Origin of the sequence: Tsuneonella dongtanensis (genome assembly GCF_001698205.1) — a bacterium.
GTDB classification, from domain to species: domain Bacteria; phylum Pseudomonadota; class Alphaproteobacteria; order Sphingomonadales; family Sphingomonadaceae; genus Tsuneonella; species Tsuneonella dongtanensis.
In genome coordinates this window covers 1795924-1815565 of sequence record NZ_CP016591.1, presented here as the reverse complement: position 1 = coordinate 1815565, position 19642 = coordinate 1795924, and the positions used below count along the sequence as shown (strand labels likewise).

The 19642-nt window shown below is 65.3% G+C and carries 23 protein-coding genes; 13 read left to right on the top strand and 10 right to left on the bottom strand.

Translation table 11 applies throughout. The features are described 5' to 3' along the window. Positions 1-45: 45 nt before the first annotated feature. Genes A6F68_RS08870 through A6F68_RS08860 form a run of 3 tightly spaced genes read left to right on the top strand, consistent with a single transcriptional unit; the run spans position 46 to position 2314 of the window. Positions 46-270 (top strand): hypothetical protein, encoded by a 225-nt coding sequence (locus A6F68_RS08870; protein ID WP_067678785.1) that lies wholly within the window; start codon positions 46-48, stop codon positions 268-270. Beyond that, positions 271-1662 carry a tetratricopeptide repeat protein gene (locus A6F68_RS08865; RefSeq protein ID WP_067678783.1) on the top strand — a complete coding sequence of 464 codons (1392 nt, stop codon included), beginning with the start codon at positions 271-273 and terminating at the stop codon, positions 1660-1662. 16 nt (positions 1663-1678) lie between these two features. After that, positions 1679-2314 carry a glutathione S-transferase family protein gene (locus A6F68_RS08860; RefSeq protein WP_067678780.1) on the top strand — a complete coding sequence of 212 codons (636 nt, stop codon included), beginning with the start codon at positions 1679-1681 and terminating at the stop codon, positions 2312-2314. Here the strand turns inward: A6F68_RS08860 and A6F68_RS08855 are convergent. The 3 genes from A6F68_RS08855 to A6F68_RS15020 all read right to left on the bottom strand — a co-directional run bounded on the left by A6F68_RS08855 (position 2311) and on the right by A6F68_RS15020 (position 5076). Continuing rightward, positions 2311-3192, bottom strand: a complete 882-nt coding sequence (locus A6F68_RS08855; RefSeq protein WP_074428302.1) for a CPBP family intramembrane glutamic endopeptidase — start codon at positions 3190-3192, stop codon at positions 2311-2313. The two genes, A6F68_RS08860 and A6F68_RS08855, sit on opposite strands and share 4 nt — an antisense overlap. Before the next feature lie 91 nt (positions 3193-3283). Next, positions 3284-4048: an isocitrate lyase/PEP mutase family protein gene (locus tag A6F68_RS15025; RefSeq protein ID WP_067678774.1), complete on the bottom strand. Its 765-nt coding sequence runs from the start codon at positions 4046-4048 to the stop codon at positions 3284-3286. Then, positions 4045-5076, bottom strand: a complete 1032-nt coding sequence (locus A6F68_RS15020) for a bifunctional transcriptional activator/DNA repair enzyme AdaA (RefSeq protein WP_067678771.1) — start codon at positions 5074-5076, stop codon at positions 4045-4047. The genes A6F68_RS15025 and A6F68_RS15020 overlap by 4 nt, the downstream gene beginning before the upstream one ends. A 112-nt stretch (positions 5077-5188) precedes the next feature. On the opposite strand from A6F68_RS15020, the gene A6F68_RS08840 reads away from it, so the two are divergent. After that, the gene (locus A6F68_RS08840; RefSeq protein ID WP_067678768.1) at positions 5189-6736 is read left to right on the top strand and encodes a S1 family peptidase; all 1548 of its coding nucleotides are present in this window, start codon (positions 5189-5191) and stop codon (positions 6734-6736) included. On the opposite strand, the gene A6F68_RS08835 is transcribed toward A6F68_RS08840, so the two are convergent. Beyond that, complete coding sequence (locus tag A6F68_RS08835) at positions 6733-7560, bottom strand: TauD/TfdA dioxygenase family protein (RefSeq protein ID WP_067678765.1); 828 nt, start codon at positions 7558-7560, stop codon at positions 6733-6735. The two genes, A6F68_RS08840 and A6F68_RS08835, sit on opposite strands and share 4 nt — an antisense overlap. A 197-nt stretch (positions 7561-7757) precedes the next feature. Here A6F68_RS08835 and A6F68_RS08830 point away from each other — a divergent pair, with 197 nt between their 5' ends. From A6F68_RS08830 to A6F68_RS08800, 7 genes are all read left to right on the top strand, one after another. Then, the gene (locus A6F68_RS08830) at positions 7758-8312 is read left to right on the top strand and encodes a F0F1 ATP synthase subunit delta (RefSeq protein ID WP_067678761.1); all 555 of its coding nucleotides are present in this window, start codon (positions 7758-7760) and stop codon (positions 8310-8312) included. 7 nt (positions 8313-8319) lie between these two features. Continuing rightward, entirely contained in the window at positions 8320-9849 is a 1530-nt protein-coding gene (gene atpA, locus A6F68_RS08825; RefSeq protein WP_067678758.1) for a F0F1 ATP synthase subunit alpha, read from the top strand. Positions 9850-9877: 28 nt separating this feature from the next. Beyond that, entirely contained in the window at positions 9878-10750 is an 873-nt protein-coding gene (locus A6F68_RS08820) for a F0F1 ATP synthase subunit gamma (RefSeq protein WP_067678755.1), read from the top strand. A 24-nt stretch (positions 10751-10774) separates the two neighbouring features. Continuing rightward, the gene (atpD, locus tag A6F68_RS08815; protein ID WP_067678752.1) at positions 10775-12232 is read left to right on the top strand and encodes a F0F1 ATP synthase subunit beta; all 1458 of its coding nucleotides are present in this window, start codon (positions 10775-10777) and stop codon (positions 12230-12232) included. Between the two features lie 4 nt (positions 12233-12236). Continuing rightward, entirely contained in the window at positions 12237-12494 is a 258-nt protein-coding gene (locus A6F68_RS08810) for an ATP synthase F1 subunit epsilon (protein WP_067678749.1), read from the top strand. 83 nt (positions 12495-12577) lie between these two features. After that, on the top strand, positions 12578-12859 hold the full coding sequence (locus tag A6F68_RS08805; RefSeq protein ID WP_084001771.1) for a VanZ family protein: 282 nt from the start codon (positions 12578-12580) through the stop codon (positions 12857-12859). 127 nt (positions 12860-12986) lie between these two features. Then, positions 12987-13214 (top strand): DUF1153 domain-containing protein, encoded by a 228-nt coding sequence (locus A6F68_RS08800; RefSeq protein ID WP_067678743.1) that lies wholly within the window; start codon positions 12987-12989, stop codon positions 13212-13214. Here the strand turns inward: A6F68_RS08800 and A6F68_RS08795 are convergent. Then, positions 13211-13486: an HNH endonuclease gene (locus tag A6F68_RS08795; protein ID WP_067678740.1), complete on the bottom strand. Its 276-nt coding sequence runs from the start codon at positions 13484-13486 to the stop codon at positions 13211-13213. The genes A6F68_RS08800 and A6F68_RS08795 overlap by 4 nt on opposite strands. Continuing rightward, complete coding sequence (glmU, locus tag A6F68_RS08790) at positions 13483-14862, bottom strand: bifunctional UDP-N-acetylglucosamine diphosphorylase/glucosamine-1-phosphate N-acetyltransferase GlmU (protein WP_067682361.1); 1380 nt, start codon at positions 14860-14862, stop codon at positions 13483-13485. Before glmU ends, A6F68_RS08795 begins: the two co-directional genes overlap by 4 nt. A 59-nt stretch (positions 14863-14921) precedes the next feature. On the opposite strand from glmU, the gene A6F68_RS08785 reads away from it, so the two are divergent. Continuing rightward, a complete protein-coding gene (locus tag A6F68_RS08785) occupies positions 14922-15590 on the top strand; it encodes an HAD-IA family hydrolase (protein ID WP_067678737.1) in 669 nt (222 codons plus the stop codon). 117 nt (positions 15591-15707) lie between these two features. Then, positions 15708-16640: an SDR family NAD(P)-dependent oxidoreductase gene (locus A6F68_RS08780; protein ID WP_067678733.1), complete on the top strand. Its 933-nt coding sequence runs from the start codon at positions 15708-15710 to the stop codon at positions 16638-16640. On the opposite strand, the gene A6F68_RS08775 is transcribed toward A6F68_RS08780, so the two are convergent. Genes A6F68_RS08775 through A6F68_RS08760 form a run of 4 tightly spaced genes read right to left on the bottom strand, consistent with a single transcriptional unit; the run spans position 16637 to position 19605 of the window. Further along, positions 16637-16993, bottom strand: a complete 357-nt coding sequence (locus tag A6F68_RS08775; RefSeq protein WP_067678730.1) for a DUF2794 domain-containing protein — start codon at positions 16991-16993, stop codon at positions 16637-16639. The genes A6F68_RS08780 and A6F68_RS08775 overlap by 4 nt on opposite strands. Continuing rightward, entirely contained in the window at positions 16990-17691 is a 702-nt protein-coding gene (gene epsC / locus A6F68_RS08770; RefSeq protein WP_067678728.1) for a serine O-acetyltransferase EpsC, read from the bottom strand. Before epsC ends, A6F68_RS08775 begins: the two co-directional genes overlap by 4 nt. 28 nt (positions 17692-17719) lie before the next feature. Continuing rightward, on the bottom strand, positions 17720-18331 hold the full coding sequence (locus tag A6F68_RS08765; protein ID WP_067678725.1) for a P-loop NTPase family protein: 612 nt from the start codon (positions 18329-18331) through the stop codon (positions 17720-17722). Beyond that, entirely contained in the window at positions 18331-19605 is a 1275-nt protein-coding gene (locus tag A6F68_RS08760) for a hypothetical protein (RefSeq protein WP_067678722.1), read from the bottom strand. Before A6F68_RS08760 ends, A6F68_RS08765 begins: the two co-directional genes overlap by 1 nt. Positions 19606-19642 lie beyond the last annotated feature (37 nt).

Genomic DNA, 19642 nt, shown 5'->3' with positions numbered 1-19642 from the left:
GGCAGGCGTCCAGGGCCTGCGCAGGGGCCTTACGGGGATCTTTAGATGAAAATTTCGATATCGCTGTTCGCAGCTGTCGCTGCCGCATTCGCCACGCCTGTCGCGGCCGCCGAATGGCACCTCGCCAGGACCGAGCATTTCAATATCTATTCGGAAGATACGCGCGAAGCGACCGCAGAGTTCGCGCGCGAACTGGAGCGTTTGGACGAAGCGTTGCGGATCATCAGCGGGATCGGGCCTTCCAAGGAGGATACGCCCGAATCCATCTAGGTGACGGTATTCCGGTTCGGCGAAACCAGCGACATGGCAGCGCTCGCCGGTGCGCCTGGCAGCGGCATCGGAGGATTTTTTATCCCCCGCGCTTCAGGCGCAGTCGCGTTCGTTCCGATCAAGAAGGACTTGCGCCGCGAACGCGGTTTCCAGACCGCTTACGATACGAACCTGGATCTCGATCCCAAAGCGACATTGATGCACGAGTATGTGCATTACTTCATGTTCCAGCACGCCGACGCTCCCTATCCGCTGTGGTACAGCGAGGGCTTCGCCGAGCTGTTTTCGAACGTTCAGTTCAATTCCGACCATTTCGTCATCGGCGAGGTTCCGCCGTGGCGCAGCCCGGCCCTCGCGACGATCAAGGTCGATCTTGAGAAGACGTTCGACCCGCCCGCAAAGCCGGATCGGGAAACCACCGGTCGAAACTATGCGCACGGCTGGCTGATCGCGAGCCATCTGAACCTCAAGCCGGAACGTCGTGGCCAGATTGCCAAGTACCTCCAGGCCGTCGCCGAGGGCAAGGCACCGATGGATGCTGCCAAACTTGCCTTCGGCGATCTCGACAAACTCACGTCGGAGCTCGAAGCGTTCCGCAAGGGCCGTGCTTTCCTGCTCAAGGTGCCTTACGCCCAGAAGAAGGTGCCTGACGTCGCGATCAGCGAACTGGCCGCGGACGAAGCCGCGCGAATGGACATGATGATCCGGGCGAAGCGCGGCGTGGACGAGGACGAGGCCAAGAAGCTCGTCGCGACCGCTCGGGCGCTGGTGCAGAGCTATCCCAACAGCGCCGCAGTGCTGCTTGCGGCGACCGAAGCGGAGTTCGACGCGCGCAACTTTGCGGAAGCCGAAAGCCTTGCCGACCGCGTCCTGGCGATCGATCCCACGTCGGTAGACGCCGCGATCTACCGCGCGCAGGTCGACTTGATGCGATCCTTGGACAGCCCTGCCAAGCTTGCCGAAGCACGGCGCGAATTCGTCGCGGCCAACAACATGCGCAACGACCATGCCTTCCCGCTCTACGGCTACTACATGACGCACCTCTTGGATGAGAGCATCGCCGAGGTGCCCGACGCGGCCAAGGCTGCGCTCCAGAGCGCCTTTGCTTACGCTCCTTTCGATCAGGACGTCCGACGCGCGCTGATCCACATGCTCCTGACCGAAGACCGCGCCGCCGAAGCGAAGATCGTGGGTGCGAGCTACCTCGCCGGCAACGGCGGCTATGCCTGCATGCTGCGCAAGAAGTTCGAGGCGTTCGAGAAGGGTCAGAAGGACTCGTTGCTCGAGGAGGTAAAACCCGAACATCCGGGAATTTATCGCGATGAAGCGGCCCGCAAGGCGGAACGCGAAAAGACGCGAGAGGAGATCAAGAGTTACGGTTGCGAGGTTTGATGCTAACAGCTTGTCCATGCTGACAGTCCACCATCTGCGTCTCTCGCAGTCCGAACGCATCGTCTGGCTCTGCGAGGAGCTCGGTCTCGACTACGAGCTGAAGCTCTACATGCGCCGGGCAGACAACAATCTCGCACCCGACGAGTACAAGGCTCTGCATCCCATGGGGATCGCGCCGGTCATCACCGACGGCGACCTGGTGCTCGGGGAAAGCGGTGCAATCATCGACTGGATAATTGCAATGTATGCGCCGGGCACTCCTCTCGTGCCCGGCCCCGACCATCCCGACTTCGCCGACCACCTGTTCTTCTATCACTGGGCGAACGGAACATTCATGACCAACGGGATGATGGCGCTGGTCGCCGCGCGGATGCTCCAGCAGCAACCGCCGCCCTTCGTGGCCGACCGCATGGCGAAGAGCTGGGCCATCGTGGAGAAGCGCCTCGGCGAGGCAGACTATTTCGGCGGTGCGCAGCTGACGACGGCCGATATCATGATGGGCTTCCAGCTCACCACCAGCCGCGCCATGAGCGGGCAATCGATCGAGGGCATGCCCAACCTGCAGGCCTATCTCAGGCGGATCGGCGAGCGGCCCGCCTACCAGCGCGCGATGGCAAAAGCCGAGCCGGGGATGCCGCCCAAGCTAGACTAGGGTCGCTTCGCCTCCCCTGCTCGCGCCAACCGTCGGCGCACCCACCAGGGCCTGACGACATGGCCGCGTCGAGCGGCAAGCACTACGAGCCACAGGCCCACCGCGGTTGCGACCACGATCGCGACAATCGACGCCTCGACCCCGAACGCACCGCCCGAAATGAGCTCGGGCCCCCTTGTCTCCGCTTCGACGAGACCGTCGACTGCAGCGCCGGAGACCGGCACGTCCCACAAGTATCCCTGCGTGACATTCCAGCCAAAGTGGATCCCGATCGGTAGCCACAGGTCCCGCGTGAGCATGTAGGCACCCCCGAGCAGAACCCCTGCTTCCAGCGAAATCGCGAGCGAGCTGAAGGTCGACGCGTTGTCGTTCGATGCGTGGGCGAACCCGAAGAGCGCGGAGCTCGCCGCGAGCGCGAACCAGCTGCCCCCGAATTCCTCGAGGAACCGGAAGAGGATACCCCGGGCGACGATTTCCTCCACAAAGGCAGCCTGAAGGCCCGCCCCGAAAAGAAGCATCGGCCAGCTGGTACTGCCGCCCCAGCCCAGGATCGCATACCCGCCGAGCAGCGCTACCACGCCCACGATCGCGCTCATCAGGAGCGCGGCATAGACCGCACCAAGCCAGCCGTCGTGCATCCGGACATCGAACGGCAGGTCATCGCGCGGACTTTCGCCGAGGCGCGTGACGACGATCTTGTACATCACGATCGAGATCAACGTCGCACCGATCAGCACCAGCGAAAGCGCCACGTCCTCCGGAAAGACATCCAGCGGGAGGGTCTGCATGGTCAGCGCAAACGCGAAGATCGGTCCGATCACCGCGATCAGTGCCAGGATCATGGCAACCAGCGGAAACGCCAGCACTCGCCGCCGCATGGAAGGACGATTTCCAGCGTTGCCGACACTCGCTCCCGTCATTTCGCCCCCTTCTCAATTACATTTAAAGGGGCACGAGCGGTCGGGCTAGTCAACCGGCGTAAGGCGGTGTGCCCCCCGAAAAGACAACCCGCGCCTGAGCGGTCAGCCAATCCATCGCCGCCCGCCAGGGTCCTCCGCCATAGCTGATCCTTGCGACACCCAGCCCAGCGAGCTCGTCGCGAGTTCCGCGGCCAGGCGCCCACATGATGTTCACCGGGAGTGCGGACGACTTACAGATGCGGGCGATGGTGGAATGGTCGCCCAGGAACGGTACGAAGAGGCTGCCGGCCCCGGCATCGGCGTAGGCCTTGGACCGTTCGATCGCGGACTCCACCAGCGACGGAGCATAGTCCGCCGGCTTGATGTCCCGATAGACGTCGGTCCGCGCATTCACATGGAGCCCGCTCGCGGCTGCCGCGGCGATACGCGCGGAAGCCTCGGCGACAGGCAGGACGCCAGCTTCGCCGGGAAGCCTGTCTTCCATGTTGATACCGATTGCACCGGCGTCGCGTGCCGCTGCGACCGAACGACCAACCTCGTCGGGATTGGAACCGTAGCCGGCTTCGAGGTCGAGCGTCACAGGGAGTTCGCTGACCGAGACGATGCGGCGCAGGTTCTCGAGCACGGACCCGAGCGGGAATTTCTCTCCGTCCAGATACCCACTTGCTTCCGCGACACCGTGACTGCCGGTGGCAAGCGCATGGGCTCCGGCCTCGGCCACCGCACGGGCGCTGCCCGGGTCCCAGATGTTGAACAGAATGAGGGGATTTCCAGGCACGTGCAGCGCGCGAAAAGCTTTGACCTTGTCCATCATTTCAATCCCTCACGCTTGAGGAGCTCGCGCTTGATGTCGAGCCCGTAGGCATATCCGCCAAGATCGCCTCCTGTCCGGATCACCCGATGACACGGGATGAGAACCGCGACGTTGTTGCGCGCGTTGGCGCTACCCGCTGCGCGTACGGCCTTGGGATTGCCGGCCGCGGCGGCGATCTCGGCATACGTACGCGTCTCACCGGGGGGAATCTCGCGCAGGGCCTTCCAGCACGCTTCCTGGAAAGCGGTCCCTTTCACATCGAGCGGGATGTGCGCGCTATGGCCGGGCTCCTCGACCGACGACACGACGTCCGTAAGCAGCCGCTCGAATTCGGTGCCGCCTTCGACGAGCTCGGCGTTGGGAAAGCGCCGGGAAAGCTCTTCCGGCCCCTCGTCGAACGAGAGACGACAGACTCCCTTGTCGGTAGCGGCCACCAGCATGGGCCCTAGCGTCGTCGAAACGACCGCCCAGCTAATTCTGGTGCCGCGACCTCCATCGCGCCAGGCCGACGGGTTCATGCCCATCTTGTCCTCCATCGCATCGTAGAACCGGCTGGGACTCTCGTAGCCTGCATCGTAGATCGCATCGGTCACCTTGCCCCCTGCGCTCAGCGCGGAGCGCGCCTTTTCCTCCCTGAGCGCACGGGCATAAGCAGCCGGTGACAGGCCAGTCGCGCGGGTGAAAAGGCGCTGGAAATGGCTCGGCGAATAGCCGGTCAGCGCTGCCAGTTCTTCCAGTCTCGGCAGTCCGTCGGACGCCTTGATCTCGTCGATCGCGGCGCGGACAGCGGCCTCGTCGCGTGCCACGTCGCCGGGCTTGCAGCGCAGGCAAGCGCGCAGGCCGGCAGCTTCAGCATCAGCGGGTGACGCGTAAAACCGCACATTCTCGCGCTTGGGCGGGCGCGCGGCGCAACTGGGCCGGCAATATATGCCGGTCGAATGAACCCCGGTGACGAAGTGTCCGTCGAACCGCCGGTCCTTCGCCAGCGCGATGCGCCAGCGGTCATCGTCAGTCAGTTCATATGTCATGGTCGCTTTCCTTGGTGCCAGATGTCGGTGCGGGTGAACAGCTACCGCAGTGAGATGAGGCGCGCGTCCCGCCGCTTGCGGTCAATGTCGCGGCAAGGCACAAGCCGCCGCGATGTTTCGCCTGTTCGCGCTGCTGGCTGCGTTTGCCGCCCTCATCCTTCCCGCCACCGTCCGGCCTGAAGCGGCGGACATCGCCGCCGCCGCGCGCGGGGTAGTCCGCGTAGTCATCATGGGAACCGACGGCGAACGGGTGTTTCCGGTCAGTCATGGCACCGGCTTTGCCGTCCGGCCCAACCGTATCGTGACCAATGCGCACGTGATTCGCGAAGTGCTGCAGGACGATACCCTGCGTATCGCCATCGTCCCGCCCGATGGCGACGGCGCGGACTATGGCAAGGTGATCGCGGTATCGAGCGCCAAGGATCTCGCGGTAATCGAGACCACGGGGGCGCTGCGCTTGCCGGCCCTGACGGTTGCGGGCGGTGTTGCGAGCGACGGTGACGAGGTCGCCGCGGTGGGCTACCCGATGAACGTCGACCGGGCCCAAGGGCTCGACCTATCCGACCTCTTCCGGCCACAGCCGCCCGTGAAGAGCCGGGGTTTCGTTTCGGGCACACGGCCGAGCCGCGACTTCGATTCGGTCCTGCACACAGCGCCGATCGCCCGCGGCAACTCGGGCGGTCCCTTGCTCGACGGATGCGGCCGGGTCGTCGGAGTGAACAGTTTCGGCACGACGTCCGACGACGGCTCCGACGCGGAATTCTCGTTCGCAGTGTCGAACAGAGAACTCCTGCCGTTTCTCAAGTCCGCCGGTATCGAACCAGCCGTCAACGCGATGCCTTGCCGATCGATGGCGCAGCTCGACGCGGCTGAGCGTGAACGACTTGAAGCGGAACAAGCCGCAGCGCGCGCCAAACTCGCGCAGCGTGCCGAGACCGACCGGGAGCGGCGCGAGCGTGCACGGCTCGAAGCGCAGCTTTCAGTGATGGATGACCGCGAGAACGCGATGGCGCTGGCCGGCATCCTTCTCCTGCTCGCTGCCGGATCGGGCTTCGCCTCCTGGAACCTGCGGGCAGCCGATGACGGCGGCAAGAAGATGCGGATCGCGGGCGCGCTTGCCGCGGTGGCGGCGGTGGCATCGCTGGCGGTGTGGTTCACCCGGCCGGGGCTGGACGCGATCGACCGCCGCGTTGCGGACGCAATGGCTGAGAGACCGGAATCAGGCGATCAGGGCGTCGCCCCCGATAGCGCAGGCGCGGCCGACCTCAGCTGCTCCATCCAACCCGATCGCAGCCGCATCGTCGGCCAGCCGCCCAAGGATCTCGATTTCGGCTGGAACCCCGACGGCTGCGTCAACGGCCGCACCCAGTACGGCTTTGCCGACGGTAAGTGGACCCGCCTCTTCGTGCCCAACGACGAGGACACTATCTCGGTAAACAGCTTCGATCCCGAAACGCGGGTCTTCCGCACCGACCGTTTCCCGCTCTCCCAGTCCGCTATGGCCAGGGCCCGCGAGGCTCGGGCGCAGTACAAGGCACCCACTTGCGGCGCACAGAATGCCGCCAGCGAGCTTGGCGAGATGCAGTCCGGCGTCGCCTCGATGCTGCCGCAGCAGGCGACGGAGCGCCTGGTCTATTCCTGTCAGCCGAAGAGGGACTAGGCGGCCAGCGCCTCTCCGCTCAGCGTGATGCGATGCATTTCGCGCGCGTGGCCGTGGTAATCGTTCATGGCGTTGTGCCACGTGGTGCGGTTGTCCCAGATCGTCACCGTACCCGGCCGCCAGACTACCTTGCACTGGTTGTCCTCGGTCAGCGCGGCATTGATCAGCCTCGCCAGAAGAGGAAGGCTCTCTTCGCGCGTCTTGCCGACGAAATTGATCGTGAAACTGCCGTTGACGTAGAGCAGCTTGCGACCCGTATGCGGGTGCCGGATTACGACGGGGTGGATTGCGCCCGTCTTGAGGTCATGGCCACGCAAGTCGGCGCCCTGATCGGTTTGCGCATAGATCCCGTCGGCCTTGTAGACGTGATCCGCGGTGTGGAAGGCCTTAAGGTCCTCGATCTCGGCCTTGAGGTCGTCGGGCAGCGAATCGTAAGCTGCCCCCATGTGCGCGAAGTGCGTGTCGCCACCTGAAGGCGGCAGAGTGCGTGCGACCAGGATCGAGCCCATCGCCGGGACCTGGTCGTAGGAATGGTCGGTATGCCAGGCACCGCCGATGTTGGTCTGCTGGTCCGCGGCCTTCCGCACGATTGCGATCTGCGGGTATTTTTCCTGCAGCGGGAAATAGTTGTTGATGTCGATCCCGCCCCAACGCTCGGCGAGCGCAATGTGCTCCTCCGGGCTGAGCTCCTGGTCGCGCAGCACCGCTACCCCGCGGTCGTAGACGAGTTGCTTCAGCGCCTCGAGCTCGGCGCCATCGACATCCGCTAGCCGAATCCCACTCACCTCGGCGCCGATTTTCTCGGCCATCGGGGTCCATTCCATCACCGCTCTCCCGTTCGATTTTCCTCGATCATACTTCAGCCAGTGGCCTCGGCATAGTATCCCTTCCCGACTCCGGTTGCATCGCAGCAAACCCGGTGATAGGGGCGCGCCAGCCTTGCCCGGGGAGCCTTGCGGCACCCCACTTTCCGGCGAGGCGGCAAAACCGATTTTTCCCGGATCCAAGAGGACCATCGCGCGTGGATATTTCCGCCGGTATTCAGGCTAGCCTTGCAGGGCGTTACGCCTCGGCGTTGTTCGAACTCGCCAGCGAGGCAGGGACCGTCACTGCCGTCGAATCGGACCTCGACACTCTCGCCGCAGGGCTCGACGAATCGGCCGACTTGCGCGAACTGACCACCAATCCCCAGATCGGGCGCTCTGCACAGGGCCAGGCGATCGAGGCTGTGGCCGGAGCGCTCGGCTTGTCCGACCTCAGCAAGAAATTCCTCGGCACGCTGGCCGCCAACGGTCGCCTTTCGAAGCTGGGTGACATGATCCGCGCCTTCCGCACGATCGCGGCAGCGCAGCGCGGCGAAGTGACCGCCGAAGTCACCAGCGCCCACGCATTGACCGACGCGCAGATCGACCAGCTCAAGACCAAGCTGACCGCGCGCGAAGGCCGCACCGTAAAGCTTTCCACGAAGGTGGACCCGGACCTGCTCGGCGGGCTCGTGGTCACCATCGGATCGAAGCGGATCGACGGATCGATCCGCACCCGCCTCAACTCCCTCGCTCAGGCCATGAAGGGCTAAAGACGTCATGGAAATTCGCGCCGCAGAAATCAGCAAGGTCATCAAGGACCAGATCGCCAACTTCGGCACCGAGGCGGAAGTCTCGGAAGTCGGCTCGGTGCTTTCGGTCGGTGACGGCATCGCCCGTATTCACGGTCTCGACAAGGTCCAGGCCGGTGAGATGGTCGAGTTCGCCAACGGCGTGCAGGGCATGGCGCTCAACCTCGAAGCCGACAACGTCGGCGTCGTGATCTTCGGCTCTGACTCCGAGATCAAGGAAGGCGACAGCGTCAAGCGTACGGGCACCATCGTGGACGTCCCCGTCGGCAAGGGCCTGCTCGGCCGCGTCGTCGACGCGCTCGGCAACCCGATCGACGGCAAGGGCCCGATCGTCTCCGACGAGCGCCGCCGCGTCGAGGTGAAGGCCCCGGGCATCATCCCGCGCAAATCGGTGCACGAGCCCGTGCAGACCGGCCTCAAGGCGCTGGACGCCCTCGTCCCCGTCGGCCGCGGCCAGCGCGAGCTGATCATCGGTGACCGTCAGACCGGCAAGTCCGCCGTCGCGATCGACACCTTCATCAACCAGAAGGAAGTCAACGCGAGCGGCGACGAGAGCAAGAAGCTCTACTGCATCTACGTCGCGGTCGGCCAGAAGCGCTCGACCGTCGCACAGCTCGTCAAGACGCTCGAGGAAAACGGCGCGATGGAATATTCCATCATCGTCGCCGCGACCGCATCGGAGCCCGCGCCGCTGCAGTACCTCGCGCCTTACACCGGCTGCACGATGGGTGAATTCTTCCGCGACAACGGCATGCACGCCGTGATCGTGTACGACGACCTTTCGAAGCAGGCGGTCGCCTATCGCCAGATGTCGCTGCTGCTGCGCCGCCCGCCGGGCCGCGAAGCATACCCCGGCGACGTGTTCTATCTGCACAGCCGCCTGCTCGAACGTGCGGCCAAGATGAACGAGGCGAACGGCTCTGGCTCGCTCACTGCCCTCCCCATCATCGAAACGCAGGCGGGCGACGTGTCGGCCTACATCCCGACCAACGTGATCTCGATCACCGACGGCCAGATCTTCCTCGAGACCAACCTGTTCTTCCAGGGCATCCGCCCGGCGATCAACGTTGGTCTGTCGGTCAGCCGCGTCGGCGGCGCCGCGCAGACCAAGGCGATGAAGAAGGTGTCGGGCTCGATCAAGCTCGAGCTCGCGCAGTACCGCGAGATGGCCGCGTTCGCGCAGTTCGGCTCGGACCTCGACGCTTCGACGCAGAAGCTGCTTAATCGCGGTGCGCGGCTGACCGAGCTGCTCAAGCAGCCGCAGTTCCAGCCGATGCCGTTCGAGGAGCAGACCGTGTCGATCTTCGCCGGCACCAACGGCTATCTCGACAGCGTCCCGGTCGACAAGGTTACCGACTACGAGGCCAAGATGCTGGCGTTCATGCGTGCCGAGCATGCCGATGCGCTGAAGATGATCCGCGAAACGCGCGACTTCGGCGACGACGCCAAGAAGGCGACCGTGGCCGGTCTCGACGCCTTCGCCAAGCAGTACGCCTGAACCCGAGACGATTAGCTAGGGAGCCGAAATGGCCTCGCTGAAGGAACTCAAGGGTCGGATCAACTCGGTCAAGTCGACCCAGAAGATCACCAAGGCCAAGCAGATGGTTGCGGCCGCGAAACTGCGCAAGGCGCAGGCGGCGGCCGAGGCCGCGCGCCCCTATGCCGAGCGGCTGGGTGCGGTGATGGCCTCGCTCGCAAGCAAGGTCGCGGGCGCCGAAGGCGCGCCCAAGCTGTTCGCCGGCACCGGCAAGGACCAGCGTCACCTGCTCGTCGTCGCGAACAGCGACAAGGGCCTCGCAGGCGCGTTCAACTCGAACATCGTCCGCGCCGCGCTGACCAAGGCGCGTGAGCTGCGTGCCGCGGGCAAGGACGTCGACTTCTACCTCGTCGGCCGCAAGGGCCGCGCGCCGATCCGCCGCGCGCACCCGCAGAACATCGCCCAGATGTTCGATACGACCGACGTGCGCGAGCCCGGCTACGCCGAGGCCGAGCGTATCGTCGCCGAGCTGATGGAGATGTACGAGGCCGGCAAGTTCGACGTCGCGCACCTGTTCTACAGCAAGTTCAAGTCGGCGCTGACGCAGGAGCCGACCACGCTCCAGATCATCCCCGTCCCCGCCCCCGAGACGGCCACCACGAGCCAGGCCGCGGTCGAGTACGAGCCCGACGAGGAAGAAATCCTCGCCGAACTGCTGCCCCGTTACCTCAAGACCCAGGTCTTCGGCGCGCTGCTCGAGAACCAGGCCTCCGAACAGGGCGCCTCGATGACCGCGATGGACAACGCCACGCGCAATGCAGGCGAGCTGATCAACAAGCTGACCATCCAGTACAACCGCAGCCGCCAGGCCGCGATCACCACCGAACTCATTGAAATCATTGCGGGCGCGGAAGCGCTCTAAGAGATCGAAGGCAAGGAAACGAACATGGCCACCGCCCCCGTGCTCAACCAGACCACCACCGGCACCATCAGCCAGGTCATCGGCGCCGTCGTCGACGTCGCGTTCGAAGGCGAACTGCCGGCGATCCTCACCGCGCTGGAAACCGACAACAACGGCAACAAGCTCGTGCTCGAGGTTGCCCAGCACCTCGGCGAGAGCACCGTGCGCACGATCGCGATGGACGCGACCGAGGGCCTGACCCGCGGCCAGGCCGTTCGCAACACCGGCGCTCAGATCTCGGTGCCGGTCGGCCCCAAGACGCTCGGCCGTATCGTCAACGTCATCGGTGAGCCGATCGACGAGCGCGGTCCGATCAACTCGGACATGAAGGCGCCGATCCACGCCGAGGCTCCGCTGTTCATCGACCAGTCGACCGAAGCGTCGATCCTCGTCACCGGCATCAAGGTTATCGACCTTCTCGCCCCCTACGCCAAGGGCGGCAAGATCGGCCTGTTCGGCGGCGCCGGCGTCGGCAAGACCGTGCTGATCCAGGAGCTGATCAACAACATCGCCAAGGGTCACGGCGGCGTGTCCGTCTTCGCGGGCGTCGGCGAGCGTACCCGCGAGGGTAACGACCTCTACCACGAGTTCCTCGATGCCGGCGTTATCGCCAAGGACGCCGACGGCAACGCGACCTCGGAAGGTTCGAAGGTGGCGCTCGTGTTCGGCCAGATGAATGAGCCCCCGGGCGCCCGCGCCCGGGTCGCCCTGTCGGGCCTGACCATGGCCGAATACTTCCGCGACCAGGAAGGCCAGGACGTGCTGTTCTTCGTCGACAACATCTTCCGCTTCACCCAGGCGGGCTCGGAAGTGTCGGCGCTGCTCGGCCGTATTCCTTCGGCCGTGGGCTACCAGCCCACGCTGTCGACCGACATGGGCAACCTGCAGGAACGCATCACCTCGACCACCAAGGGCTCGATCACCTCGGTGCAGGCGATCTACGTTCCCGCGGACGACCTTACCGACCCGGCGCCGGCGACTTCGTTCGCCCACTTGGACGCAACGACCACGCTGAGCCGCGCGATTTCGGAGCTGGGCATCTACCCGGCGGTCGACCCGCTCGACTCGACTTCGCGCGTTCTCGAACCGCGCGTCGTCGGCGAAGAGCACTACCAGACCGCCCGCCGCGTCCAGGAAGTGCTGCAGAAGTACAAGTCGCTGCAGGACATCATCGCCATTCTCGGCATGGACGAACTGTCGGAAGAGGATAAGCTCACCGTCGCCCGCGCGCGCAAGATCCAGCGCTTCCTGTCGCAGCCGTTCCACGTGGCCGAGGTGTTCACCAACATCCCGGGCAAGTTCGTGCAGATCGAGGACACCGTGAAGTCGTTCAAGGCGGTCGTCGACGGCGAGTACGACCACCTGCCGGAATCCGCGTTCTACATGGTCGGCGGGATCGAGGAAGCGGTCGAAAAGGCCAAGAAGCTGGCCGAGGACGCCTAAGCGAATGGCACTCCACTTCGAACTGGTGACCCCGGCGAAGCTGGTCCGGTCCGAGGACGTCCACATGGTGGTCGTCCCCGGCACCGAGGGCGACTTCGGTGTGCTCGAGGGCCACGCCCCCGTGATGTCGACCATCCGCGACGGCGCGCTGCAGGTGTTCCGCACCGAAGGTGGCCAGCCGGAGAACATCGAGATCCGCGGCGGGTTCGCCGAGGTCGGCGAAAACGGGCTGACGGTGCTCGCTGAGCACGTCGAAGCCTGACCATCCGCGATTTCCTGAACGACGCGCGTGCGCAGCCCTGGCTGCGGCGCGCGTTTTTCGTGTGCGCCGTATTCTCGTTCGTCATGGCGCTCATCCCCCGCTCGCCAACCATTCCGATCGAGCAGGGGGACAAGGTCATGCACATGCTGGCCTTCTTCACCCTGGGCGGACTCGCCGCGGCGGGCTGGCGCGCCTCCCCGGCCCTGCTCCTGTTTGCTTCCCTCGGGATTTTCGGGGGCGCGATCGAGGTCTTCCAGGCGATTCCCGCCCTTCACCGCGATGCCGATTGGTACGACTGGATAGCCGACATGGGGGCGGCTGCGCTGGCCATCGCTGCGGTAAGGATCGTCCTTCCGCGCCAGTGACTTCGGTTCGTCGCTCGTATCGCACGGTCGGGATGCTCAACCGAAAAGTAACCATTCGCGACAATCCGTAATTAACCGTTGCCGGTGAGATTTGCTTCAGACGGGGGGCGTCTAGGAGTAAATTGGCATGGCGTACCCATATGACAGCACGGTCTCTGCAGCTATCAAGCGAGCGGGCCTTCCCAAGTCGCACAAGGTCCACTGGTCCGAACAGCGCAAGGCGGACGTCGTCCGCGCGGTGCGGGACAAACTGATCACGTTCGACGAAGCGCGTTGGCGCTATCTCCTCAGCCGGAGCGAGTTCCGCACCTGGGAAGAAAAGGTCGACCAGCAGGAGGCGAAGGAAATCGCCTAGCCCTTGCGATGCGTGGGGGCGTGAAAGTCGGGCGGCTTGTCCGCTACCCACGTGACGAATTTCGCCAGCGCCGCGTTGTCGAGCAGGACGGCACGGTCCCCGCCGATCCGCGCGAGCACGGCGTTGGTGAAGTTCGCATGGATCGCCTGGTGGCAGATCGGGTGAACCGGCACCTTCACCCTTCCTTTCTTCGACTTGGGCACGGGATGGTGCCAGTCGAACTGGTCACCCAGGGGACGGTCGCAGAGCCAGCAGGTGGCAGGTTCGCTCAACGCCCGCCTCTCTTGTTCTTCTCCGCCGCCTTCTTCTTTTTCATGGCGTCGTGGAAGCGGTCCGCCCAGCCGGGCTTTACGAGTTGCTCGGCTCTGACCATCCGCAATTCCCCGTCGTCCACATCGCGGCTTACCGCGCTTCCTGCCGCGACGATGGCGTCTGCCCCGATGCGCACGGGCGCGATCAGCGCGCTGTTCGAGCCGATGAAGGCCCGCTCCCCGATCACCGTCTTGTGCTTGAAATACCCGTCGTAGTTGCAGGTGATGGTACCCGCGCCGATATTCGCGCCAGCGCCGACCTCGGCATCGCCGAGGTAGGTGAGATGGCTGGCCTTGGCGCCCGCGCCTAAGACGGCCTTCTTCATCTCGACGAAATTGCCAACCTTGGCGCGCTTCTCCATCACCGCACCGGGTCGCAAGCGAGCGAACGGCCCGACTTCGCAACCCTCGCCCACTGTCGCACCCTCGAGGTGGCAGAACGCCTTGATCGTCGCGCCGCTCGCCACGGTCACTCCGGGACCGAAGACGACGTTCGGCTCGACCGTCACATCGGCCGCGAGCTCGGTATCGTAGCTGAAGAACACCGTTTCGGGCGCGCGAAGCGTGACACCCGCCGCCATCGCTTCGGCGCGCTTGAGCTGCTGCCACTGCGCCTCGGCTTGGGCGAGTTCGGACCGGCTGTTGATGCCGGCTACCTCGTCGGGGTGGTCGGTTCGCACGGCCGCACAGGTTCGCCCGTCGCGCACTGCCACGTTGACGATGTCGGGCAGGTAGAATTCCCCTTGGGCGTTGTCGTTGTCGAGGCGCCCGAGCAGATCGAACAGGTCTTCCGCGCGCGCGGCCATCAGGCCGGAGTTGCACAGGCGGCACGCCCGTTCTGCCTCGTTCGCATCCTTGAACTCGACCATCTTCTCGATCGTCATGTCCGCGTGCGTGATCACGCGGCCGTATTGGAGCGGATCGGACGGCTCGAAGCCAAGCACCACCACGGCCGGCGCATCGGGCGCCCGAAGGCGTGCCAGCATGTCGGACATCGTTTCGGTCTTGATGAAAGGTGCGTCGCCGAGGAGCATGAGAACGTCCCCGGTAAATCCCGACAGTGCGTCCTTCGCCTGCGCGACCGCGTGACCCGTTCCCAGTTGCGGCTCCTGGACGACGCATTCGGCCCTGTCGCCGACGCGGTCGATCACCTGTTGCCGTTCGTCCCCCACGATCACGATCGTGCGCGCGGGTTCCAGTGCTGCGACCGATGCCAGCAGGTGATCGATGATCGAACGTCCGGCGATGGGGTGGAGAACCTTGTGCAGCCCGCTCTTGAGTCGGCTGCCCTTGCCGGCGGCAAGGATGACGGCGGCGAATTCGCGTGGTGTGTTCATGCCGGGCGCCATGCCACCGATTGCTTGCGGTTGGAAGAATCCCCGCTACCGCGTGACGCATGGCCGATTTTCAGTTCGACATCGTCGCGTTCGACCTCGACGGCACGCTCCTCGAGACCCATCGCGACCTTGGCACCGCAGTCAACCATGCCCTCACCCTGGGCGGCTTCCTCGCGGTGCCAATCGAAAGCGCGACGGACCTCATCGGCGGCGGGGCCAAGATCATGCTGCGGCGCGCGATCGACGATCAAGGGGGGTGCGAAGACGGTCGGTTTCGCGAGCTCTACAAGGCGATGCTCGCCTATTATGGCAAGCATTTCGCCGACCACACTCAGCCGTTTCCCGGCGCTGTCGACATGCTCGACACGCTGCGGGGACGCGGGGTCAGGCTGGCAGTGGTTACGAACAAGTTCGAGGAGTTCGCCCGTGGGGTCCTCAAGGCGCTCGACATGCACGATCGGTTCGATTGCGTGATTGGCGGCGATACCCTGGGCAAAGGCAGGGCCAAACCCGCACCCGACCCCATCTGGGAAGCGCGCGAGCGATGCGGCGGCGGACGGATCGCCTTCGTCGGAGACAGTTCCTACGACGTAAGGGCGGGTCGCGCCGCAGGCGTACCGACTATTGCGGTGACCTTCGGGTACCACGACCTGCACCCGCACGAGATGGGCGCCGACGCCGTGATCGATTCGCTCCCTGAGCTGATCCCGGCGCTCGAGTCGCTCTGACGTTACGGCATCGCGCCCCGCCCTCGCCCCTGTTGCATCGCAGCGCGGATGGTGCCAACGCCGACCCAGACTTTACGCGCGCGTAAACCGCGCCCCAGCAGCAGGAGCACATTCGCCATGACCATCTCGTTCAAGGACAAGGTCGCAATCGTTACCGGTGCGGGCGGCGGTCTGGGCCGCGAATACGCGCTCGAACTCGCCCGCCGCGGGGCGAAGGTCGTCGTCAACGACCTCGGCGGCGCACGTGACGGTACCGGTCATTCGGACGCGGCGCTGAAGGTCGTCGAGGAGATCGAGGCGGCCGGCGGCACCGCCATGTCGAACGGCGGCTCGGTCACCGATTACGAGCAGATGGAAAAGATGGTCGCCGACGCCAAGCAGAAGTGGGGCGGCGTGCACGTCCTCATCAACAACGCGGGCGTCCTCCGCGACAAGACCTTCGCCAAGATGAGCCCCGAAGACTTCGAGTTTGTCCTCAAGGTGCACCTGACCGGTTCGGCCTTCGTCACCAAGGCATGCTGGGAAACGATGCGCGAGCAGGCCTACGGACGCATCCTGATGACCGCGTCGTCGACCGGCCTGTTCGGCAACTTCGGCCAGGCGAACTACGGCGCGGCAAAGCTGGGTCTGGCGGGCCTGACCAAGACGCTGCAGCTCGAAGGCGGCAAGTACAACATCAAGGTCAACACGCTGAGCCCGGTCGCCGGCACGCGGATGACCGAGGACCTCTTCCCGGAGCAGGCCTTTAAGCTGTTCGCCCCCGAGAACGTCGTCCCCGCCGCGCTCTACCTCGTCAGCGAGGACGCACCGACCAACGCCATCGTCGGCGCGGGCGGCGGCGGCTACCATTCGGCATGGGTGATGATGAACGACGCCGTGTGGCTGCCCGAGGGCGAGCGCACCGTCGAGGGCTTCGCCGCCCACTGGGCCGAAATCTCCTCTCAGACCAACCTCGTCGCTCCCAACTCGGGCGCCGAGCAATCGGGTGCGATCCTCAAGGCCATGCAGAAGGTGATGGGCGACGCGGCGCCGAGTTCCACTCGCGGCTAGTCGCCGACTGCCTTGACCAGACGACGCTCGACCGGGGCGAGGACCCCGGCGAGCTCATGACCGCGTTTCAGGATCTGTCCGTGCTCCCCGAAAAGGGTCCACATCCCTTGCCGCGCCCTCAATGAAGGGCGTTTCTCTATCCGCGCCTGAGGACGCTCCGCCGCGCGACGGAAGGCCGCGAATGAAGCAAAATCGCGGGTGAAGTCCATCGCATAGTCGCGCCACTCGCCGGCGGCGACCATCCGGCCGTAGAGGTCGAGGATGCGCGACAGCTCCTCACGCTCGAAACCGACCTGACTGGGAGCACGACCGGGAAACGGGACGATCGAGCCGCTCCCTGGGCCGAAGCTCATCCGCGCTTGGCTCCGCTGCGCCTGGCGACTTCGGCGGTCGGGATCGCGGCCTTGAGCTCGGCCATTTCAACACGCAGCGCCGCGAGCTCGCTCTCCAGCTTCTCGACGCAGTCGCGACTGGGCGCGCAGGGCTCGTCGCAAGGGGTTCCGTAGGGGATGAACTCACGGACCCATTCCTCCGCCGGCACCAGCGTCGAACGGGCCTTGAGGCCGATCATCGTCGCGCCCTCCGGCACGTCGTCGGTAACGACGGCGTTGGCCCCGATGCGGGCACGTTCGCCGACGGTGATGGGTCCGATCACCTGTGCACCCGAGCCGATGATCACGTTGTCGCCGATCGTCGGATGCCGTTTTCCACCGACGCCGTTGGTCGGGTTCGTTCCGCCCAGCGTCACGCACTGGTAGATCGTCACGTTGTTCCCGATCCTCGCGGTCTCGCCGATGACCGTGAAGCCGTGATCGATGAAGAAATTCTCGCCGATCTCGGCACCGGGATGGATGTCGATGGCGGTCAGGAAGCGGCTCAGATGGTTTACGAAACGGGCGAGGAAATAGAGCTTCGCCTCGTAAAGCCAATGCGCGACGCGGTGCAGACCAAGGGCGAGGACACCCGGATAGAGGAGAATTTCCCATCGCGAATGCGGCGCCGGATCGCGCGCCCGCACCGAGTCGAGATAGCGTGTCAGCTTGTCGAACATTCTTCGCGAATCTCCCACCGATCGCCCGTCAAAGCAAGCGCGGCTGTTCAGCACCCTGCACCGCTTCGAGCGCATCGCGCCAGACACCTTGCGTCGGCGGGACCTTCCGTTCGAGGCTGAGCCGGTCGATCGTCGCCACTACCGCCTCGATCCCGGAGAAACTCCGCTCGAGCCGCGGCACGAGATAGGTAAGCGCGCCCTCGCCCAGCGCAAGGCCGCGCCCTTCCGCGTGGGCCTCGATCATCGCGGCAACCATATCGTCGTCAGGCACGCCGATCTCGAGATGAAGCGCCGCGCCCATGCGGCTGCGCAAGTCCGGCAGCGTGATTTCCCAAGGGTCGCGATCGGTGACCAGAAGCAATGCGTGGCCCTGTTCCTGCGCCCGGTTCCAACGGTGGAACAGCTCCGTCTCGTCAAAGGCGTCGGCCCCGTCGATGGCCTCCACTTCGCCCTGCGCTGCGCCCCAGCGCGCAAGGAGCGACTTGCCGCAGCGGGGCGGTCCGGCGAGAATGGCCGTGCCGTAGGGCCAGCTTGCCGGATCGGAGAGGGCATCGATCGCCGCCCGGTTGGCGTTACCGACGACGATGCGCACCGGATCGTCCGCCCGGCGGACGGTCAGCGGCAGCGCAATCTGGGACATCAGCGACTGATCGCCAGCCCGGCTCCCGCCTGCCGGACCGTGAAGCCGCGCGCCCGCAGCGCGGCGGCGAGCGCGTTGACGTCGCCTCCGTAGCTCACCGTCATGACCGAAGTACCGCCGATCGCGGTGCTGGTTGCGGCCGCGCCCCGCACGCCGGGAGTGCCGCGGACGGCAGAGAGGGCCGAGTCGAAGGCCGCCGCGTTGGGCGTCGCAAACTGGACGCTGAAGCTCGAGACGACCGCCGGCGCTGCTGTTGCAGTGGCCGCTGGGTCGGGCGTCGTATCGGGAGCGGCATTGGCCGCGGCCTGCGCGGCGCGCTCCCGCGCTTCGGCGGCCCGACCGAACTCGATCAGGCGCTGCAACGCCGGGTCGATCTGCGGCGCACCGAGGTTGAGGGTCGAATCGGGCTTGAGCTTGCCCTCCTCCAGCGCTGCCTCGAAGATCGTGTTGAACCGCAGCACTGCGCGATCGAGCATCGCCGGCAGCGCTTCCTGGCTCGGCGCAGTCATCGTAAATTTGTCGAGGAAGACGTTGTCGGGTCCGAAGCGAGCGGTGAATTCGCCGCGAACCGGTCCGCCCGGGTATTGATGCTTGAGGTCGGCAATCGCGACCAGCACGTCCGAAGCACCGAACTGGTCGAGCACGTTGCGCCACCAAGTCCGGCTGCGCCGACCGGTCTGACCGTATGTCAGCAAGATAGAATCGCTGCCGGCCCCAGAGGGCCGGACATAGTCGATCCTGCTTGCTCCCGGCTGGTATTCGGCCCACGCGCGCTGCCACGGATTGCGCATTTCATAGACGGTTTGGGTGCCCGCGCTGAACGTCACCGGCACCAGCAGAAGCGGCGCCGAATGCTGCACGTCCCCGCCGCGCCCCAGCATACCGCCCGCGCGAGCGCGGTCGAATACGACGCCAAGCCGCGCGATGTAGCGGTTGGGTCCGAGCTGTTCGCGCTCGATCACGACCGACGAAACCAGCGAATAGAGCTGCCCATCGGGAATCGCCGGCCCGCCGATCTTCTTCCAGGCAAGGCGCATAGCCTCCCGCCAGCCCTGCTCGCGCGCCTCTTCGGCAGACTTGGCGGTGACGTCGACGGCTATTCCACCGACCTCTATGTCGCCCGAAGCCGCTACCGCCGCGATGCCGCGATCGCCCCCGATCTGCGCCAGCAGCGCGCGACCGCCGACCACCAGAAGTGCGGCGAAAGCAAGCACGACGACGGTGATGATGGCGGCGCGGCGCGGGTCGCGCAGTGATGAAGGGTTGGGTGCCATAGGGGAAAACTGGCGGCCTTTTGCCCAAACGGGCATG

Coding starts and splice junctions, on each gene's coding strand:
- A6F68_RS15020 (WP_067678771.1), bottom strand. CDS start 5,076: ATGACATATGAACTGACTGACGATGACCGCTGGCGCATCGCGCTGGCG.
- A6F68_RS08785 (WP_067678737.1), top strand. CDS start 14,922: ATGGCCGATTTTCAGTTCGACATCGTCGCGTTCGACCTCGACGGCACG.
- atpA (WP_067678758.1), top strand. CDS start 8,320: ATGGAAATTCGCGCCGCAGAAATCAGCAAGGTCATCAAGGACCAGATC.
- A6F68_RS08840 (WP_067678768.1), top strand. CDS start 5,189: ATGTTTCGCCTGTTCGCGCTGCTGGCTGCGTTTGCCGCCCTCATCCTT.
- A6F68_RS15025 (WP_067678774.1), bottom strand. CDS start 4,048: ATGATGGACAAGGTCAAAGCTTTTCGCGCGCTGCACGTGCCTGGAAAT.
- epsC (WP_067678728.1), bottom strand. CDS start 17,691: ATGTTCGACAAGCTGACACGCTATCTCGACTCGGTGCGGGCGCGCGAT.
- A6F68_RS08870 (WP_067678785.1), top strand. CDS start 46: ATGAAAATTTCGATATCGCTGTTCGCAGCTGTCGCTGCCGCATTCGCC.
- A6F68_RS08820 (WP_067678755.1), top strand. CDS start 9,878: ATGGCCTCGCTGAAGGAACTCAAGGGTCGGATCAACTCGGTCAAGTCG.
- atpD (WP_067678752.1), top strand. CDS start 10,775: ATGGCCACCGCCCCCGTGCTCAACCAGACCACCACCGGCACCATCAGC.
- A6F68_RS08835 (WP_067678765.1), bottom strand. CDS start 7,560: ATGGAATGGACCCCGATGGCCGAGAAAATCGGCGCCGAGGTGAGTGGG.
- A6F68_RS08800 (WP_067678743.1), top strand. CDS start 12,987: ATGGCGTACCCATATGACAGCACGGTCTCTGCAGCTATCAAGCGAGCG.
- A6F68_RS08805 (WP_084001771.1), top strand. CDS start 12,578: ATGGCGCTCATCCCCCGCTCGCCAACCATTCCGATCGAGCAGGGGGAC.
- A6F68_RS08760 (WP_067678722.1), bottom strand. CDS start 19,605: ATGGCACCCAACCCTTCATCACTGCGCGACCCGCGCCGCGCCGCCATC.
- A6F68_RS08765 (WP_067678725.1), bottom strand. CDS start 18,331: ATGTCCCAGATTGCGCTGCCGCTGACCGTCCGCCGGGCGGACGATCCG.
- A6F68_RS08780 (WP_067678733.1), top strand. CDS start 15,708: ATGACCATCTCGTTCAAGGACAAGGTCGCAATCGTTACCGGTGCGGGC.
- A6F68_RS08855 (WP_074428302.1), bottom strand. CDS start 3,192: ATGCGGCGGCGAGTGCTGGCGTTTCCGCTGGTTGCCATGATCCTGGCA.
- glmU (WP_067682361.1), bottom strand. CDS start 14,862: ATGAACACACCACGCGAATTCGCCGCCGTCATCCTTGCCGCCGGCAAG.
- A6F68_RS08810 (WP_067678749.1), top strand. CDS start 12,237: ATGGCACTCCACTTCGAACTGGTGACCCCGGCGAAGCTGGTCCGGTCC.
- A6F68_RS08775 (WP_067678730.1), bottom strand. CDS start 16,993: ATGAGCTTCGGCCCAGGGAGCGGCTCGATCGTCCCGTTTCCCGGTCGT.
- A6F68_RS08860 (WP_067678780.1), top strand. CDS start 1,679: ATGCTGACAGTCCACCATCTGCGTCTCTCGCAGTCCGAACGCATCGTC.